Annotated in this window: 18 protein-coding genes and 1 tRNA gene; 9 read left to right on the top strand and 10 right to left on the bottom strand. The window is 55.5% G+C overall.

The window, feature by feature from the left end:
* Positions 1-177: 177 nt before the first annotated feature.
* Positions 178-645 (top strand): hypothetical protein, encoded by a 468-nt coding sequence (locus PEL8287_RS18400; RefSeq protein ID WP_085893907.1) that lies wholly within the window; start codon positions 178-180, stop codon positions 643-645.
* Positions 646-916: 271 nt separating this feature from the next.
* On the opposite strand, the gene PEL8287_RS18395 is transcribed toward PEL8287_RS18400, so the two are convergent.
* The gene (locus tag PEL8287_RS18395; RefSeq protein WP_085893906.1) at positions 917-2,224 is read right to left on the bottom strand and encodes an ATP-binding protein; all 1,308 of its coding nucleotides are present in this window, start codon (positions 2,222-2,224) and stop codon (positions 917-919) included.
* A gap of 40 nt (positions 2,225-2,264) precedes the next feature.
* Here PEL8287_RS18395 and PEL8287_RS18390 point away from each other — a divergent pair, with 40 nt between their 5' ends.
* The 7 genes from PEL8287_RS18390 to PEL8287_RS18360 all read left to right on the top strand — a co-directional run bounded on the left by PEL8287_RS18390 (position 2,265) and on the right by PEL8287_RS18360 (position 7,733).
* Entirely contained in the window at positions 2,265-3,188 is a 924-nt protein-coding gene (locus tag PEL8287_RS18390; protein ID WP_085893905.1) for an MBL fold metallo-hydrolase, read from the top strand.
* Between the two features lie 70 nt (positions 3,189-3,258).
* A tRNA-Asn gene (locus PEL8287_RS18385) sits at positions 3,259-3,333 on the top strand.
* Between the two features lie 183 nt (positions 3,334-3,516).
* A complete protein-coding gene (locus PEL8287_RS18380) occupies positions 3,517-4,293 on the top strand; it encodes a hypothetical protein (protein ID WP_085893904.1) in 777 nt (258 codons plus the stop codon).
* A complete protein-coding gene (locus tag PEL8287_RS18375) occupies positions 4,286-4,918 on the top strand; it encodes a hypothetical protein (RefSeq protein ID WP_085893903.1) in 633 nt (210 codons plus the stop codon). The genes PEL8287_RS18380 and PEL8287_RS18375 overlap by 8 nt, the downstream gene beginning before the upstream one ends.
* Complete coding sequence (locus PEL8287_RS18370; protein WP_085893902.1) at positions 4,915-5,250, top strand: hypothetical protein; 336 nt, start codon at positions 4,915-4,917, stop codon at positions 5,248-5,250. The genes PEL8287_RS18375 and PEL8287_RS18370 overlap by 4 nt, the downstream gene beginning before the upstream one ends.
* Positions 5,251-5,355: 105 nt before the next feature.
* A complete protein-coding gene (locus PEL8287_RS18365) occupies positions 5,356-7,287 on the top strand; it encodes an ATP-dependent helicase (protein WP_176228695.1) in 1,932 nt (643 codons plus the stop codon).
* A gap of 35 nt (positions 7,288-7,322) precedes the next feature.
* Positions 7,323-7,733 (top strand): hypothetical protein, encoded by a 411-nt coding sequence (locus PEL8287_RS18360; RefSeq protein WP_085893900.1) that lies wholly within the window; start codon positions 7,323-7,325, stop codon positions 7,731-7,733.
* 10 nt (positions 7,734-7,743) lie between these two features.
* Here the strand turns inward: PEL8287_RS18360 and PEL8287_RS18355 are convergent, their stop codons facing one another.
* From PEL8287_RS18355 to PEL8287_RS18320, 8 genes are all read right to left on the bottom strand, one after another.
* Positions 7,744-8,475 carry a hypothetical protein gene (locus PEL8287_RS18355; protein ID WP_085893899.1) on the bottom strand — a complete coding sequence of 244 codons (732 nt, stop codon included), beginning with the start codon at positions 8,473-8,475 and terminating at the stop codon, positions 7,744-7,746.
* Positions 8,460-9,242 carry a terminase large subunit domain-containing protein gene (locus PEL8287_RS18350; protein WP_085893898.1) on the bottom strand — a complete coding sequence of 261 codons (783 nt, stop codon included), beginning with the start codon at positions 9,240-9,242 and terminating at the stop codon, positions 8,460-8,462. The genes PEL8287_RS18355 and PEL8287_RS18350 overlap by 16 nt, the downstream gene beginning before the upstream one ends.
* Positions 9,232-9,447, bottom strand: coding sequence for a hypothetical protein (locus PEL8287_RS18345; protein WP_085893897.1), 216 nt, complete (start codon positions 9,445-9,447; stop codon positions 9,232-9,234). Before PEL8287_RS18345 ends, PEL8287_RS18350 begins: the two co-directional genes overlap by 11 nt.
* Positions 9,444-10,031: a hypothetical protein gene (locus tag PEL8287_RS18340; RefSeq protein ID WP_085893896.1), complete on the bottom strand. Its 588-nt coding sequence runs from the start codon at positions 10,029-10,031 to the stop codon at positions 9,444-9,446. Before PEL8287_RS18340 ends, PEL8287_RS18345 begins: the two co-directional genes overlap by 4 nt.
* 1 nt (position 10,032) lies before the next feature.
* Positions 10,033-10,422, bottom strand: coding sequence for a hypothetical protein (locus PEL8287_RS18335; RefSeq protein WP_085893895.1), 390 nt, complete (start codon positions 10,420-10,422; stop codon positions 10,033-10,035).
* Positions 10,412-11,002: a hypothetical protein gene (locus PEL8287_RS18330; RefSeq protein WP_085893894.1), complete on the bottom strand. Its 591-nt coding sequence runs from the start codon at positions 11,000-11,002 to the stop codon at positions 10,412-10,414. The genes PEL8287_RS18335 and PEL8287_RS18330 overlap by 11 nt, the downstream gene beginning before the upstream one ends.
* Positions 11,003-11,108: 106 nt before the next feature.
* Positions 11,109-11,489 carry a hypothetical protein gene (locus PEL8287_RS18325; protein WP_139837862.1) on the bottom strand — a complete coding sequence of 127 codons (381 nt, stop codon included), beginning with the start codon at positions 11,487-11,489 and terminating at the stop codon, positions 11,109-11,111.
* A gap of 29 nt (positions 11,490-11,518) precedes the next feature.
* Entirely contained in the window at positions 11,519-11,782 is a 264-nt protein-coding gene (locus PEL8287_RS18320; RefSeq protein ID WP_085893892.1) for a hypothetical protein, read from the bottom strand.
* Positions 11,783-12,901: 1,119 nt separating this feature from the next.
* Here PEL8287_RS18320 and PEL8287_RS18315 point away from each other — a divergent pair.
* On the top strand, positions 12,902-13,402 hold the full coding sequence (locus PEL8287_RS18315; protein WP_085893891.1) for a hypothetical protein: 501 nt from the start codon (positions 12,902-12,904) through the stop codon (positions 13,400-13,402).
* 19 nt (positions 13,403-13,421) lie between these two features.
* Here the strand turns inward: PEL8287_RS18315 and PEL8287_RS18310 are convergent, their stop codons facing one another.
* Positions 13,422-15,875 (bottom strand): AICE element replication initiation protein, encoded by a 2,454-nt coding sequence (locus tag PEL8287_RS18310; RefSeq protein ID WP_085893890.1) that lies wholly within the window; start codon positions 15,873-15,875, stop codon positions 13,422-13,424.
* Positions 15,876-15,919: the final 44 nt, after the last annotated feature.

Below are 15,919 nucleotides of genomic sequence, written 5' to 3'. Positions count from 1 at the left end.
TTCTCGCCAGGGCTTTTGCGGGTTCCAGTTGTCTTTCTCATCGTCCACTCCTCAGTGGTTACGATGAGCCAAGAACACTCCCTTATCAAATCACCCTATTTGGACCCATAAGCGCTGACGTCAGACAGCCAACGCCAATACCGACAGGAGTCAGAGGCGAACGCGTTCGCCATCAATTTGCTTGCACCGTTCAAACTGTTCGATCCGTTGCTTTCCCAGGATCCTGATCTGAAAGATGCACAGCGGCTGCGCGATCATCTAAACGTCAGCCTGGAGGCAACAATCCGACGCATGATCGATCGCAGGGAAGAATGCCTGGCGGCGGTTTGGTCGCGAAATGGTCAAGTTCGGTATTCTGTCAAAAGCAGTAGGTTTCCGTGGATCACCTGCAAGCGTGGCGAACGGCTGCCCCACCTCAGCCTGGCCGGTAAAATTGTAGCCAATGGCGCTAAAGGATTTAGTAGCGTCACGGAAACCAACCCGCTTGCCTGGTTGAGCCGGTCAGATGTCGAGTTGTTTGAACAAACACGTGTGGCCAATAACGGCCACGCTGTCACATTGCTTTTGGCGGATCTGGCAGATGCCGACGACGATGAAGACGATAGCGGCAGCTTGAAAGAACTGAACATGCCGGGTTTTCGATAAGCGCCAGCGCCTTCCCTGTTACCGCATGGGCTTTCCCTGTTAATCCCTGAAAAATTCACTGTTTGGTCGAATTAATTCCCTGTTATCAAAAGAACAGGGAATTGGTCCGTAAACGCCTGTTATTACGTCGATATTCAGGGGCAAAATTATCAAAATCAGTCGGTTTCAGGCTAAATTCGCAGAATTTCCCTGTAAATTCCCTGTTTCCAGGGAAATTGCGCCGAGACTGGATAGCTTGAGACTGCGCGCACTACCATTTCACCGCACCTGTTCACCTTGCAATCACAATATCGGCGCGCAATCCGCCCAAGCGCGTACTTTCGCCAAGCCGCAAAGTACCCCCATGCGCACGCGCGATATCAGTCGCGATCGACAAACCCAATCCGACGCCTGTCCCCTTATTCTGATTTCGCGCGGGATCAAGCCGCGTAAAAGGCTTCAACGCCTCTTCCCGCTGATCCGGTGGAATGCCAGGCCCATCATCCTCGATCCTGATTCTCAGGGATTTTTCGGTCAGTGTGACAGAGACTTCGGCGCGTGTTCCATATCGTACAGCATTGTTAATCAAATTCTCAATCGCCCGGCGGATGCCCCCCGGACGCAGCATTACTGTGCCTTCGCCACTGACCTCAACCAAAGTGGCATTGATATCGGCGCGCGCACTATCTTCGACAATCTGCTGGACCAGAGCGATCGGGTCCACAGCTTCGGGTTCGCCTTCCTGCGCGCCCCGGGCGAAGTCAAGAAATTCGTCCAGCAGCCGCTCCATATCAGCCACATCCTGCTGCATCTGTTCACGTTCGGCATCGTCCAGCAGGGACAAGCCGAGCTTAAGACGTGTAAGCGGTGTACGCAGGTCATGGCTGACCCCGGACAGCATCAGGGTACGCTGCTCGATCTGGCGCTCGATACGGGCCCGCATATCGACAAAGGCATTGCCTGCAGCCCGAACCTCGACTGCACCCGATGGCCGGTAGGGAACGTGACGACCGCGCCCAAATGCTTCGGACGCAGCCGCAAGCCGGGTAATCGGACGCAGCTGGTTGCGCAGATACAAATAGGAAATTATCGTCATCACAACGCCAAAAAAGACCATGTTCACCAGCAACTGATGCGGATTGCGTGCCGATACCCGCCGTCGATCAAACTCCAGCTCCACAGCGGCGCCGTCGCGTTCAAAATACAGTCTTACCGTGGTGTTATCGGGTAAATCGATCGCCAGCAGATTGGGAAACAAAAGGGTGAATTCCCGGATGACAACGATTCCGGTGAAATCATACCAGCGTCGCAGATTATCTGGTGGCACATCCGCCAATGCAAGAGGACGCACATCAATCTCCAGCGTTTGCGCCATGGGAAGCCGCGCTATTTCCTCGACCGAAAGCGTGGTGTCCCCTAACAGAACCCTGACCTCGCGGCTGACCGAACGGGTCATTTGCTGGGTCACCCCTTCAAAGTGGCGCTGGATAAAAACGACGGACACCACCAAAAGCAAACTGATCACCGGCAAGAGCAGGATAAGCAGCGCCCTCCAGTACAAGCTGCGTGGCATATAAGGTTTGAGCCATAGGAAGTTCATGCGCTAAACCTAGCGATGCCGGGACCCGAGAGGAAGTGCAATGCAGACAGCAGAAGATTTCAATCCGTTGGTGGGCGTTCCAGAAGACCTGGGTCATGGAATTCGCCGTGTTCTGGCGCCGAACCCGTCGCCGATGACATTTCGCGGAACCAACACTTACCTGATTGGAACAACAGATCTTGCAGTCATTGATCCGGGCCCCGACGATCCGGCGCATTTGCAGGCAATTCTGCGCGCCTTGCGCCCCGAGCAGAATATAACCCATATTTTTGTCACCCACGCTCATTTAGACCATTCTCCACTGGCTCCTGTGCTGGCAGAAAAAACCGGGGCGCGTGTACATGCTTTTGGGACGGCATCGGCGGGTCGCAGCGCGGTAATGACTGAATTGGCCGACACTGGCCTGATGGGCGGTGGCGAGGGGGTGGACCAGGACTTCACCCCGGATATCACGCTGACGGATGGCGCTGTTGTATCCGGAAAAGATTGGCGGCTGACCGCCCATTGGACCCCGGGACATTTCGGAAATCACCTGTGCTTTGCGATGGATGACATCATTTTCACGGGGGATCTGGTCATGGGTTGGGCCAGTTCTCTTGTCTCGCCCCCGGACGGAGACCTGACCTGCTTCATGGCATCCTGCGCCCGCCTTTTGAACATGCAGGCCTGTGTATTGCACGCAGGTCATGGCGCGCCGGTTACCAACCCGAAAGCACGGCTTGAGTGGCTGATGAACCATCGCCGTTCACGTGAAGCTGAAATCCTCAAACATCTGAGTAAGGGACCGGCAACAGCGAGCACACTGGCAAAAGCGATTTATACCGACACGCCCACAGCTCTGATTCCTGCAGCAACCCGAAATGTTCTGGCCCACCTGATTGATCTGAAAGGAAAAAGCCTCGTGGACACACGGACTGCACTGACCGCGGAATCCGTTTTTGAAAACATCGGCTCATGCGAGTAAGGCACATCAAAATTTTTGTCATAATCCCTCTGGACGCGGCCCAACCTGATTGTTATACGGCACCTCGTGTTCCGGCGTAGCTCAGCGGTAGAGCAGTTGACTGTTAATCAATTGGTCGTAGGTTCGATCCCTACCGCCGGAGCCAAAAAAACCTAATAATCACAACATGTTAGGCGACTTTGGCAGATCATCCTCACGGGTGATGACCATCATTCTGCAACAACTCTGCAACATTGCGCTCTCGACGTTTAAACATGTTGCAGAGTCGCCCATTGTCACCAAGATCGCGCCTAAGTCCTGACACATCAGGGCTTTATCCACCGAAGGCATGTTGCAGCGCCTCGAAAACATGCGGCCCTATAGCCACCCGCTCTCGCCAATTCCGGTGAACGGTGATCGCTACGCGCTGTCCGCTGACTTCGTGAACGGCCTCGCCTTCCTGCGTCCCCTCGTCAAGCCGCGCGGCAAGGACTTCGAGAAGCAAGTGGGGCTACTTGCAGGCAAGCTATTCGTTTTGACCACCAGCCTAGTCATTGAGTATGACGCGGGAAGTCTGGAACTTCCTGATTTCTGGTTCAGTCCTGATGTGATCAGAACGCTTGAAGCTTTCGGAGCACCACCTACCGAGGTATTTGTTCACCGCACCGATTTGTGCTTTCGGTGGCAAGACGAACAGGAATTCTTCGTCCGTCTGCACAATTTGATACCCGGCAGCACGCACCGACAGATGGTAGATGAAGCGTTTACTCACTACCAACCATTCACCCAAGGGGTTGAGGTAACGAACACGACGCGGCGCGATTTGCGGCGGATGCACGGCGACAAGAAGTTGGCAGCAGACCTGTTCATCAATGGACAGTCGGCCGTGTCGCGGATGAGCAGCAACGGCAAAACGTGGACCCACGAAAGCACCGCCCCCTTCCTGAACAACGCCACTCGCATTATGCGTTTCGACCGCCATGCGTTCCTGGGCATGATCCGCATTGCCGACGAGATCGACTTCTCTATTTCGCCCGTCTGCTTTCGCCATGCCCATGGCAAGGGACTGCTGATCGAGCGCACGGCGACGTTGGACACTCCTGAAATGGGGCAGTTCGATGGGTGAGATTCGCGACGGCTTCTTCTATCACCCAGACGGCGAGTCACCCGAGCAGCAGATTCAAAGGTTGCTGACCGGCGAGCACAACCCGGCATTCGATGACCTCTTCTCGACTACGATCCAAGAGGCGGACAGCGAGATCAGGGAAGCTGAGCGTGACCGCAAGAAGCTGTTGTCGCAACTTGTAGCCTTAAGAAATAAGCTGCTGTCCCTGCGGGCGAACAGAGACGAGATCAAGCAGGCGGTTCAGACGTTCGACGAGACGGGCGAGATCGCCCCTGTCCTAGTTCCGGCGTGTGAGGCAATGGCCGCGAAGGAGCAAGCCGCTCTACGGGCAGCCGATACGCCGACCAAGGCAGACGAAATCGCGAAGGCGAAAGCGGCTCTCGCGGCAAAACTACCTGATGGCTGGGCTGTGGATGAGACCAAGGCAGACGACGAGTTTGTCTATGTCACCTTGAAATGTCGCCGCGCGGTCGTGGCACCCGAGCGCCCATCGCGCGAGGAAACCCGCACCCGTATCATTGAACGAGTGCGGGAAGCATTCGAGACCTATCGCCTCGACTTTTCGAACCGCATCCGTCCGCTTCGTCCGGTGACTGTCAGGCCCAGCCCAAGGGCATCCCCATGAACAAGATCGAATGGGATACCGAGAACGGCGTATTGGATGAAAATGACCTCTGGAAGCTTTTCTCGGATCACCCCAACACCGCCGCCGAAACGATCATGTTCTATTCGCAACTCAAACCGCTCCTGCGGAAGATGCGCTTTAAGGATGAGACGCGACTCTACCACGTCTACCATCATCCGGGAGGTTTTCCCGACCCGCCCGTGGGTGCTCGCTTCCGCGCGACCGTGACTCAACGCAACCTGCGCCGAGTCGCGGCTGCTATCGCGGGTCGCGGCAACAATGATGCGGCGATCCAGTATCTCGGACCCAAGCTGGGGAACGCCTCAGAATAAACACCTGGTGTTACGCTCAACTTTCTCTCGACATTGCTAAAATCCTCGCCCGCCTCTACTTAGAGATGTGTTGCAGAATCATTCGGTGCTTTGGGGAACAATAGGTTGGCTTGGTTTGATGGATTAACGCCGGGAACACCGGCACACAACATTGCATCGACGACAAATGCACGCGTTCGCGTTGTAGCGGGACCTGGAACAGGTAAGTCGTATGCGATGAAGCGCCGGGTCGCTCGCCTGCTGGAAACTGGAGTCGCGCCCGACCTTATTCTCCCAGTGACGTTCACGCGGGTCGCAGCGCAAGACCTGCACCGAGAACTGGTCGGCATGGGTGTTCCCGGCTGCGATGCCCTGAACGCTCACACGTTGCACAGCCTCGCCTTGCGCATGTTGACGCGGAACCACGTACTTGCCGCAACTGGTCGCATCCCGCGTCCTCTGAACAAGTTCGAGTCGGACGCGATGATCTGCGACTTAATGGCTGCGCACGGCGGGAAGAAAGCAGTCGAAGCCCGGCGGCAGGCGTATGAGGGGGCATGGGCACGGCTTAACAACCAAGTACCGGGCTACGCACCCTCACCTGAGGATGCCATATTTCAGTATGACCTTCTGGGATGGTTGGGCTTTCACGAGGCTATGCTTATTGGTGAAGTGATCCCGGAAATCTATCGGTACCTATCAACCAACCCCGGCGCGCCTGAACGAGCCGAGTTCAACCACATTCTAGTGGACGAATACCAAGACCTCAACAAAGCCGAGCAGGCTATTATTGAACTGCTTTCGAATGCGGCTGATGTTTGCATTGTGGGTGACGATGATCAGTCGATCTACAGTTTCAAGCACGCCCACCCGGACGGAATCCGTGACTGGCTCGTGGTGAATGCCGGAGCAGTCGATATCGGCCTTGTCGATTGCCATCGTTGTCCGACGCGCGTGGTCGATATGGCAAACGCTCTCATCGCTCACAACGTTCATCGCCCAGTGCCACGCTCGCTTGTTCCGCTGGCGGCAAAAGGTCCAGGGGTCGTCAGTATCGTCCAGTATCCCAACCTGAACGCCGAAGTGGCGGGAGTCGTGGCAACAATCCAACAGATGCTTGCTGCGGGCACTCCTGCTGGCGACGTGTTGGTGCTTGCACAAAGTCGGGCAGTCGGTACGCCGATCTACGAGGCATTACTTGCCGGCGGCGTTCCCGCCCGTTCAGAGTATACCGAGTCTGAGTTGGAAAAAGAGGAGGCACAGCGGGCTTTCGCACTGCTCAAACTTTTTGCAAATCAGGATGACCGAGTCGCCCTTCGCTGGCTCGTCGGTAAGGATGGGAACAACTTCCATACGGCGGGTTACAAGCGCGTTAGGAACCACTGCGAAGCAAACGGCATGTCGCCGTGGCAGGTTTTCAGTCAGTTGAGTGCTGGTATTCTGCACCTACCCTACACCGGACCAATCGTAACCGCCTTCACCGCACTCGTCGCGGAACTGAGTGCATTGACGGCATTGCCCGACTTGGCCTCAGTCGTGGATATCTTGTTCCCAGCGGGGCAGGCAGACACGCGCGAACTGCGTGAGATCGCCGTAGCAGTAATCGCGGCCGATCCGACCATAGATGCCCCTTCACTCGTTGGCGAGTTGGTAGCGGCTATAACCCAGCCGGAGATTCCGACAGACGTCCAAGAGGTCCGAATTATGAGCTTGCACAAGAGCAAAGGTCTTAGTTCACCCGTCACTATCATCTCGGGCTGCGTAAATGGACTTCTGCCGAGAGCGCCAAAGAATGTGCTAACGCCTCTTGAACGCCAGCACTACGATGAAGAACAGCGCAGGCTCTTTTTTGTCGGGATAACGCGTGTCAAGTCGGACCCTGCTAATGGGAAGCCCGGAACACTGATCCTGACCTACGCGCAAGAAATGCCCCTTGCGGATGCGATGAAGGCCGGAATCGCGCCCGCCTATGTCAACTATGGAACGGCTGTCTTGCAGGCGAGTCGCTTCATCGCAGATATGGCACCCGCTGCACCCGCTGCTGTTAACGTGCCATAACAAACCCGGTTAAATCAGCCCCAGGAGGGCTCCAGATGTTTGGTATGTTCAAACGGCGACGAGCGCCAGAAACCGATGCCGCCGCAGACGTCACCAATACTTTGGTTTCTGCTTTCGATGAATTGCGCTCGCTTGCGCGGAAACCCGACGCATTGCAGCGTCAGCTTGGCATTAATGCCCGACTTGCTGCGATGATTGGTGCGCTGAGAGATACCTATCCCGGTCTTCCAATAGCAAGCGATGGTCCCGGCATGGAGTTAATTCAGGCGTCGGGCTGTAACGACGTTTTTGCCGCCGCGGAATTGGCAAATTCACTGTTCGATCTGGTCGAGAATTGCCCAAACGATCCGAATGCGAAGATGAATGTTATGATCTTCATTCTTTCGCCAGCCAGCATTCCACCAGGTGACCGCCCGCAAGTGGGGTTACTTGGAAAGTGGGCTTAAAAGGAAGTGCTTAGGACCATCCGCGAAGGGATTGTTGCACGGGGAGACCGGCGTGCAAGTATTGTGACGCAAACCCGCCGAGGATCAGTGCGATACCCAGGTCCCCATGCCCGCCTTCGGAGCGTGACTGCGTGATGATCTGATTGCCCGCCGCCGTTGTCGTTGTGGCGAACGATGCAAGGTCAGCTTCGATTTCGTCGCGCAGAGGGCAGTCAGCAGCGAACTTGATGTCTCCTGAGGCAAACAGAACGGCGAGGTTTTCTATCATGAATGTCTTGCCCGCATTCACATACCGCGCGCCTTTCTTCGCCCAATCCTGACCGCCCGTCATTTGTACCGCTTTGTGGTCAACGCTTTGATCCCAGAGCAAATCCGAGACGACGCGGCCAATTGATGTTCCATCAATAGCCAACTCCGACTTGCCACCGAAAGGCGGCGCGTTGCGCAGGCGGATCAGGTAATCGACCACATCGACATAGGAAACGCCGCGAAAGCGGTCGGCATAAACGACCGTCCTTTCACGCGGCCCGATAATCACCTTGCCGTCGTCAACGATGGGCAAAGCTTGGTCCTTGATAACAACGGCGGCACTCCAGTCATGAGCCTGACCCAAGTCAGCGGACACCCAATAGCGTTGGTAGCCGGTGACGCGCGGGATGGCGGGGTCTTGGTTTGTCTCATTCACCACCTCACCATTGGGCAAGAAGTGTAGGTCGAGTTGGGGTTCTAGAATATCGGACATATTGCAACCTCCTTTGTGCTTGTCGCTTGTTCGATGATTGTGAGATCGAAATACGCGTGACCATCAGAGAGGAGTTCACATTCGATTTCTTGGCGGAATTTCGTCGCGGAAAGAGTCCTACGCATCCGCTCCACTTTGTCTTTCAACCGTGGGATTTCCGTCCCTTTGACGACGATGCGGTGCACGCCATCACCGGGTTTCGCATCCAGAAACAGCTTCGCGAAGAAGTTGTTTTTCCCCGCAGGAGTGCTGGAAAAATACACCTGCCCTTGCGTGGTCAACATCGGCAGGACGCCCGCAATCAGGTCTTCCCCACCGCCCTCTCCTTGGAGAAAGGCGCACTCGTCAATGATCAGGCATGACACCGACGGATAACCGCGAATGGTGTCCGATGTAGACGGCAGCGCGACGACACGCGCGCCGTTCGACATTTCGAGTTCGGTCAACGTGGATCGCGTTATCACCAAATCCGTCCGCTTCAACTGCCGCCCAATTTCGCGGGCGATGATCTTGGCCTGCCGCTCTGCTGGGGCAACGCAGATGGTCAGCGATTCCGGGATGTGCAATTCTTCGACCGAGCGCGCGGCCAGCACAGACGTTTTACCCGCCTGTCGTCCTACACGTAGGGCAATCTCTGTTGCCCTCGTCGTGAACGCCTCGATCTGCCATGCGTCGGGTTCATGACCGATCCAGTGTGCCAGCCGCGCGGCCGGGTCGAGCTGTCGTTCTAGGTCTTCACACCAAGGGAGAAGCGCATCAAAGGCCATGGAGTCCGCACACCATGCACTTGCTGCTTTTGTATCGTGGCGAAATGTGCCCGTGTTTGCACTCCCGGCCTGTGAAGTACGGACGTTCGCCATTTGCTTCTTTGTTGGTTGCGGCAAGTCGCACCCATTCGGGATGACCCGCTTCAGTGGCTGCTGTGAAGCGGCGGTTGTATTCGTCCCAGCCTTCAAAATCGCGATGGGTCATAGGATCGACTCCTCTTTCGTGACCGAAAGGACGTTGTGGCGCATGTGCCGAAGTAGCGGTTCGCGTGCTTCCGGCACCTCGTCGCAGACGGCGCGAAGAATATTTTTGACGGTTACCCACTCAGGGGAGGTGGCGAGAGACTGGGTGACGGTCAATTCCTGACTCATTTTGCCGTGCATCGTGGCGATGTCGCGAAGGATTTTTCTGAGTCCCTCCATCGCGGCAAGCGCAAACCCATCGTCTTCATTTTCCTCGGCCTTCGTGATCAGCTTCTCAACCCGGCGCGCGAGGCTGTCATAGGTGCGCCCAACGTCCATGCGATCTTCGTTGAGAATGGCAGTGTCTGCCTCCGCATCTTGGACCCTCAGATCGGCCATGACTTTCCGGCGCATTTCCTCCGTGATCTTGTCTTTGCGATAACGTTCGATGGTGGTGAAATTGACGCCGATGCGCCTGGCAATGTCCCCATATGGGATGCTGTCCGGCGTCCCGAGTTCGCGCTTGATGATCATTTTCACGATCTCGTTCTTGTCCGGGCGCATATCGATTACAGCGCGGCGTCCAGAGCCTTTGTTCCCGGCCATATCAGGTGTCTCCTGATGCTTTGGTTGAGGCGGCGATGGGGTCGCCGTTATCGTCGCCGTACCAATTGATCCGCTCTCGCAGCCGATCCCATTCCTCAACGGAGATATCTACCAAATGATCATGAACGCTATTTGCCGCCTCTTTCCCCATGCCAGCCGCGATGAGATCGAGGCGCAACTTGCCAAAATTGACGCCGGTCAGGTGGAGCTTCATCGCCTGTGCAAGGGCGACCAAAAGTGCATCATGCGGGCTGCTTGACGGGTCCAACGTCATGCGCTCGCTGGGGATGATAATGCTCAAGTCGCGCAGAACGACCACTTCGTCCTCAGCGGAAAAACCCAGCCCGACGCGATAGGCCCATTCCAAGGTTGCACGATCCTCAGGCGTCATGGGCTTTTTCCATTTCCACGAGTTTCGCCTGCATGTGCTGCGGCAGGTCATCGGGCTGGTCCCACGATTGCACAGTGAACCCGTCCGCGCGCAGCTTCCGATACTGGGTAGCGTCTGATCCCATCACATCACGGCGCATATAGGCGACCCGTTGATCGTCGTCTTTGACGAGGGTGGTTGAATGGGATGTGTCCACTTCCGGGCGACCACGATGGTGGGCGTCTTCGGGCTTATTGGGATCGGTGATTGTGAGTGTCGCACCAGCCTTTTCCGCTGCTGCTTTTGCTGCGCGATACTTCTGTGGGTCGCGGGCTTCTTCACGCGTCAGGCTGTGTTTGGGGGTTGTTCCTTTCGGATAGTAGTTGCCATCGGGCGCGCGTTCGTAACCCATGTCCGCCCACTTCTTGTCGGAGGCGGCTTGCTGTTCAAGCTGGCGCTGCATGTCCTTTTTCTCGTCCAGTACGCGACCGTTGAAGTCGTGCAGGCTGTCCATCCGCTTTTGCTGATCTGTGACGGTAGTTGTGAGCGTTTCAACCTGCTTGATGAGGGCTTGCAGGGCAGCCGTTGTATCGTCGGGCATTGGTCATTCCTTTTCTGTCCAAACAAAAGAGCGATGCCGTGGTGCGCCATCGCTCTTTGTTTGATTGGACATCAAAAGGCGACGCACCGATGCGCTCAAATTGAATTTATTCGGCAGCGATCAGATTGCCGACCGGAGAAGCAGGTGTTTTGCCTTTGTCGCGCGGTTTTTTAAGGTGGCGATACCGCGCCCGTACACGCTCGGCGGCGTCCGCGTGTCGCTTGAGGCTGTCGGGTGATGGCTCGCCGTTGGGATGGGTGAAATCGTCGCCATCCATCATCGCACGAATGCGTTCGGCCAGAACATCACCGTCCCAACCGATCAGGCTGCACAAGGAGTTGCGGTGTCGGGCGAACCGTCCATGGGTGTCCGTAAGAAAATATATTGCCTGATCCTGATCTAACTGTGTGACAATCGACGGGCTGGCCGCGTCTCGGACAGGGGTAAAAAGGTCGCGATAGGCCTGCATGATTATCGCAGTGACCAACCGTTCTTCTGGGGACGATGGGCGGTGCATCAAACGCGCAGGGCGTTCACAACGGTCATGATGTACTGCCACGGGATGATGAACCCACCAAGCTGCACCTGCACGCTCAGGCCTGTATCTGTGGGCACAATACGGTAATGGCGTTCAACGGCAGTGGCATCGGGATCGCTCAGAAATTGTTCCAGGTCGTCGGCAAGCTGGTCTGCGCCTTTGATCTCCAGATGTGAACTGCTCGAAACGGTGGTAACGGTCAGGTCGGCTGTGCCGTCTTTGATAGTTGCGCTGATCTGCATTGATCGTCTCTTGTGATGATGCGCGCCCAAGGGCCAAAGAAGCAATCGGACCACCTTGGGCGCACTGTTTCATTGCAGGGTCCGATAGATGATTCGTATCACCTGGCTTGGGGACGATGTTCTGGGGAATGAGGTGGCGTTTAGGGAGAATTGGGTGCCGATCAGGCCGTCACATGACCGGGTTGGAGCTCAACCCCACCACAGGAAAATGTTCCCATTCCGCTTATGCAGTATAAACTTACCAGTGGCCTTCGACACGCCATGCGTTTATGTCATTCAATAGGAAATTCTTGGACAGGGGTTCAACGTGAGCACAGTTATTGACCAATTTTGGTTGGTTGTCGAAGATGCAAAGAGGAATTCATCGCCGATGGATCCAATCAATTCGATTTCTCATCCTTTAAACAGCATTAGCCATCCGCTCAGAAGCATCACTCATCCTCTTGCTAGTATTACCCATCCCTTGAATTCGATAACGACCCCAAATAGAGGTGTGAAACGTATTCACGCTCTAAAACGGTTGCTTGATGAGTATTTCCCGGAGAATTGACTAGGATGCGTTGTAGTTGCGCCAGCAGCGAACGGCAGGTTGTTTGCATAGTGAATATCAACGCGCAGTGATCGGGTTTCTGTCCCGTACCATTTCTGACCCATTTTGTCACTTACTGCCCATAAGTAACTGACCTTTTCACTCACTTACTTGCCTGTGTTGCAGAGCAAACCAATTCTGCAACATGGCTTGCACAAAACCACTTGGAGAAGAATCGGTTAGAAGCTGTCTGCGGTTGATTGCTGATCAATTGCCGGGTTTGCAGGAGCCAAGTTGCGACCGGCTCGCATCAAGTTAGGCGGAGATTGCGAGGGGAGGTAGGCAGAGACGCGGAGGCACCTACCATCAAGATTACATGGAATACAGGGATTACATGCGCTCACTTATAGTGGGAAAAATTAGTTGGTTGGTCGGTCAACATTCACCAACCAACCAATAAACATACCTCTATGGCTGAAACCGCCCGAAATGGTTGCACACCCTGTAATGCCTGCACATCCTTTGATTCACTTCCCAATCCGAGCCTGTTAAACGGTAAGCAGGAAATGCGGATTTGAAAGAGGCGAATTATGGAATTGTTCCCGAAGACGGAAGTCAAAACGTTCGGAGAGTGCTCACATTGCGAATTCCTCGAGCTTCTTGGGCGCGGTGAAAATACTGCGGGTCTGTGCATCCAAGACGAAAGTGGAGAAAGAAAGTTTCTAGTCCTCACTTCGAATGACCAAACGTTACTTTACCGGCTTTGCCCATACCCAAAAGGCAATGAAGTTTTGAGCTACGGAACCGATTGGTTGCTCTCTCCCTACGGCCAGATCGGTACACCAGAAGATGCCTTCAGGGAGAAGGGCAACATCCTGCTGACTTCACAAGGTACTTTCATGGTTTGTGTTGAGAGTAGACACGAGATGGACGAAGAGATTGTGTGTCGATTTGATCAGGCGGAAGTGTTCGACTTGACTGCTCGACCGCCTGGCGGTTTTGGTCGGAGGCATTGGCGAATTCACTACTATGACAGGGAACAGGACGCCCGCCACAAGCTTGCAGGCAAGGATGCCCAAGAACCAGACTAGGATCATTAGCTCATCTCGATCACATCGCAGCGATCTCATCCGCCGAAATCTCAGGCGGAGGAACAAGCCGCCACTTCCGTGACTTCTTGTCGACCTCCCACCCACGCTTCCTCAACGATGGCTTGAGCTGGTTCAACTCCCTACTCAACGTCGCCGCTGTCATTGGCAACCGGGATACGTTCAAGCCAATCATCTCCGCAGATTGCTGCAACTCTAAAAGCAATTCTTGAGGCGTGCCCCAAAACTTGCCCCGCCGCGCCACCGGCTCCTGAAACGACTCTAAAGCCTGCATGGTTGCCGAGTCATCCGCCGCTTCGTCCTGCGCAATGTCTTGAGCCTCAACCATCATGTCGATGAACCAGCCGGGTTCCTTGCCGAGAACACGGGCTGTCGCCTCGCCAATCGCCCCGAACTCGGCCAGCCGTACATTCTCCGCAAACTCATGCGGGTCAATTTTCGGCAACACCTTCAACACTTCGACGACAAGGCCGACAGCACCCATGAACATACGAGGTGCGGATTCGGCCAACTGCTGCTCAAACTCGGATTCGAGCATTCGCTTTTCAGGCTTTTCCAGTTCGATTTCGACCATCCGTGAGATCAGGTCAGCCGCATATTTCGACGGGTCGATGCCGTTGACGATCACCGGGCGGCGCACCCAGATCGAAAACAGATCGCCATTGGTAAACAATTGCCGAACCTCAAATCCCATGCCCGTTGTGATGCCGCAGAGGGTGTCCGAAAGTTTCGTCAGGTCGGACATGTTTTCGAGGGTCAGCACGTAGTTGTGCCAAGCGCGGATCAAAACGTCGTCAGCCCTGTCACTGCCCGGAGCGACCATCGCGGAAACTGGATCAATCAGCGAGCGCAACACCCGCGTGGTTGAAGTCTTGGCCGAACCATATTCACCGATCAGATTGACGATGGGTGATGGAGTATCGGGAAAGAACATTTTGACGGCGCAGGCCATGAAGACAACGAACTGGTCATCATCCATGTTGACCATTGAGCGGATGTCTTGGAGCGATCCCGTGGCCACCTCGATAGGCAACTGCCGAGACCGGCGGAACACAACCGGGCTTTCATCGTCACCATCAATCAGGTCAATGCCGTCGGCTGAGATGACCAAGATGCGGTCGTCAGCATCGCACAGATCGACGTAGATGATGCCATCCTTCCGTGCGACCCGTAGATACACATCTTCGACCGTCTCGTAGGCGTGTGCTCGCGCAATACCGACGACGAGGTTGATCTGCTCCTGGCTGGGCGTCACGCCGCTTGCATAGGCGGTTCGGCGCAGCCAATCCGCAAACTCGATCGAGTCGATCCGCATTATACGCCGTGGGCCAACACGGGCATAGGCCGTGCCGTCAGGATCGCGGAACAGTTTGAGTGAGTTCACCACATCGTCGAGGATTACTTTGGCCTGATCACCTTTGCGGCCAAGCTGAACATCGTCGGGCAGACCGCCAGCGTAACCACCAGCCCGTGCATAGGCCCAAAACGGCTCCGGCCCACACGTCCCGGCCTTCGCAATGTCCGCCCACTTGTCGAGCACGTCCTTCTCGGAAACGAAACCGTCGGTTTCCTTTGAGTAGGTCAGCCAATGCTCGGGACCGTCTTCGCCGAACGCGCCAAAGATATTGAAACCGGCATCGGACCAACCTTTGTAACCACCGCCGGGTCGTGCCTTCATGAACGCCTGCAAAGCCGCATCCAAATCGACAGCCTTCGTCCGCTGACTGCCCTTTGGCCCGGTCTTTTGAGGTTGTGCTTTGCGGAGGACGATCTCGCCGCCTTCGACGAACTGCATCGCGCCCGTATCGTCGATCTGCGTGGGCGTGAGGACGATGCTTTTGAGTGCGAGGGGCAACGCAACCACTGGCCGTTTGCCGCCCTTTGGCAGCAATTCTACGTGGTGTTCGATTTTGGTAATATCTGGTCGATCAGGTCGGCCTGACCGCTTCCAAACCTGTTCCGTGTCGTGGAACATTCCTTTGCCCTGACCGTCGTCAGGCACGAATTTTTCGTGCGCCCACGGGGATTGGCCGAGGATTCGGTTAGCAGTTTCGAGCACATCACGCATCCGGCCTCGAACGGTATCCATGCGGGCCGCATTCTCAAAGGCAATCCACAAGTGATAACCGCGCCCGCCACCGGACCGAACAGCGAAGTATGGTATGCCCATCTGGTGCAAGGCGGCGGCGATATAGCCGAGCCGTTTCCGCATAACCCCTGACTCATACTTGCCGTCATGGTCATCGAGATCGAACACGGCGAAGTGGGATTTGTCGTCCCCGACGTTCATATTGATCCCGATGGGCTGCGAACCATCAAGGTGGGCGCGGATCACATTGTCGGTGATCTCACCATCGGCGGCGAAATAGGCTTTCTTGCCGTCCCGCCGCTTCAATTCCGAATAGCCTGGACCCGCAAGTTGCGTGATCTGCCGGAGCTTTTCGATTTCTTCCATTACTATTCTCTCTTTCCTAAGAGAGCGTGGTCAATCACCTCAAA

The sequence above is a fragment of the Roseovarius litorisediminis genome (assembly GCF_900172295.1).
Lineage (GTDB): Bacteria > Pseudomonadota > Alphaproteobacteria > Rhodobacterales > Rhodobacteraceae > Roseovarius > Roseovarius litorisediminis.
Note: the sequence above shows the minus strand (reverse complement) of the source record. Positions and strands in the feature narration are given on the sequence as shown.

What these genes read in the sequence shown, in the direction of transcription:
- PEL8287_RS18395 (WP_085893906.1), bottom strand. Translation starts at nt 2,224, where the DNA reads ATGAACTTCCTATGGCTCAAACCTTATATGCCACGCAGCTTGTACTGG.
- PEL8287_RS18390 (WP_085893905.1), top strand. Translation starts at nt 2,265, where the DNA reads ATGCAGACAGCAGAAGATTTCAATCCGTTGGTGGGCGTTCCAGAAGAC.
- PEL8287_RS18380 (WP_085893904.1), top strand. Translation starts at nt 3,517, where the DNA reads ATGTTGCAGCGCCTCGAAAACATGCGGCCCTATAGCCACCCGCTCTCG.
- PEL8287_RS18375 (WP_085893903.1), top strand. Translation starts at nt 4,286, where the DNA reads ATGGGTGAGATTCGCGACGGCTTCTTCTATCACCCAGACGGCGAGTCA.
- PEL8287_RS18370 (WP_085893902.1), top strand. Translation starts at nt 4,915, where the DNA reads ATGAACAAGATCGAATGGGATACCGAGAACGGCGTATTGGATGAAAAT.
- PEL8287_RS18360 (WP_085893900.1), top strand. Translation starts at nt 7,323, where the DNA reads ATGTTTGGTATGTTCAAACGGCGACGAGCGCCAGAAACCGATGCCGCC.
- PEL8287_RS18355 (WP_085893899.1), bottom strand. Translation starts at nt 8,475, where the DNA reads ATGTCCGATATTCTAGAACCCCAACTCGACCTACACTTCTTGCCCAAT.
- PEL8287_RS18350 (WP_085893898.1), bottom strand. Translation starts at nt 9,242, where the DNA reads ATGGCCTTTGATGCGCTTCTCCCTTGGTGTGAAGACCTAGAACGACAG.
- PEL8287_RS18345 (WP_085893897.1), bottom strand. Translation starts at nt 9,447, where the DNA reads ATGACCCATCGCGATTTTGAAGGCTGGGACGAATACAACCGCCGCTTC.
- PEL8287_RS18340 (WP_085893896.1), bottom strand. Translation starts at nt 10,031, where the DNA reads ATGGCCGGGAACAAAGGCTCTGGACGCCGCGCTGTAATCGATATGCGC.
- PEL8287_RS18335 (WP_085893895.1), bottom strand. Translation starts at nt 10,422, where the DNA reads ATGACGCCTGAGGATCGTGCAACCTTGGAATGGGCCTATCGCGTCGGG.
- PEL8287_RS18330 (WP_085893894.1), bottom strand. Translation starts at nt 11,002, where the DNA reads ATGCCCGACGATACAACGGCTGCCCTGCAAGCCCTCATCAAGCAGGTT.
- PEL8287_RS18320 (WP_085893892.1), bottom strand. Translation starts at nt 11,782, where the DNA reads ATGCAGATCAGCGCAACTATCAAAGACGGCACAGCCGACCTGACCGTT.
- PEL8287_RS18315 (WP_085893891.1), top strand. Translation starts at nt 12,902, where the DNA reads ATGGAATTGTTCCCGAAGACGGAAGTCAAAACGTTCGGAGAGTGCTCA.
- PEL8287_RS18310 (WP_085893890.1), bottom strand. Translation starts at nt 15,875, where the DNA reads ATGGAAGAAATCGAAAAGCTCCGGCAGATCACGCAACTTGCGGGTCCA.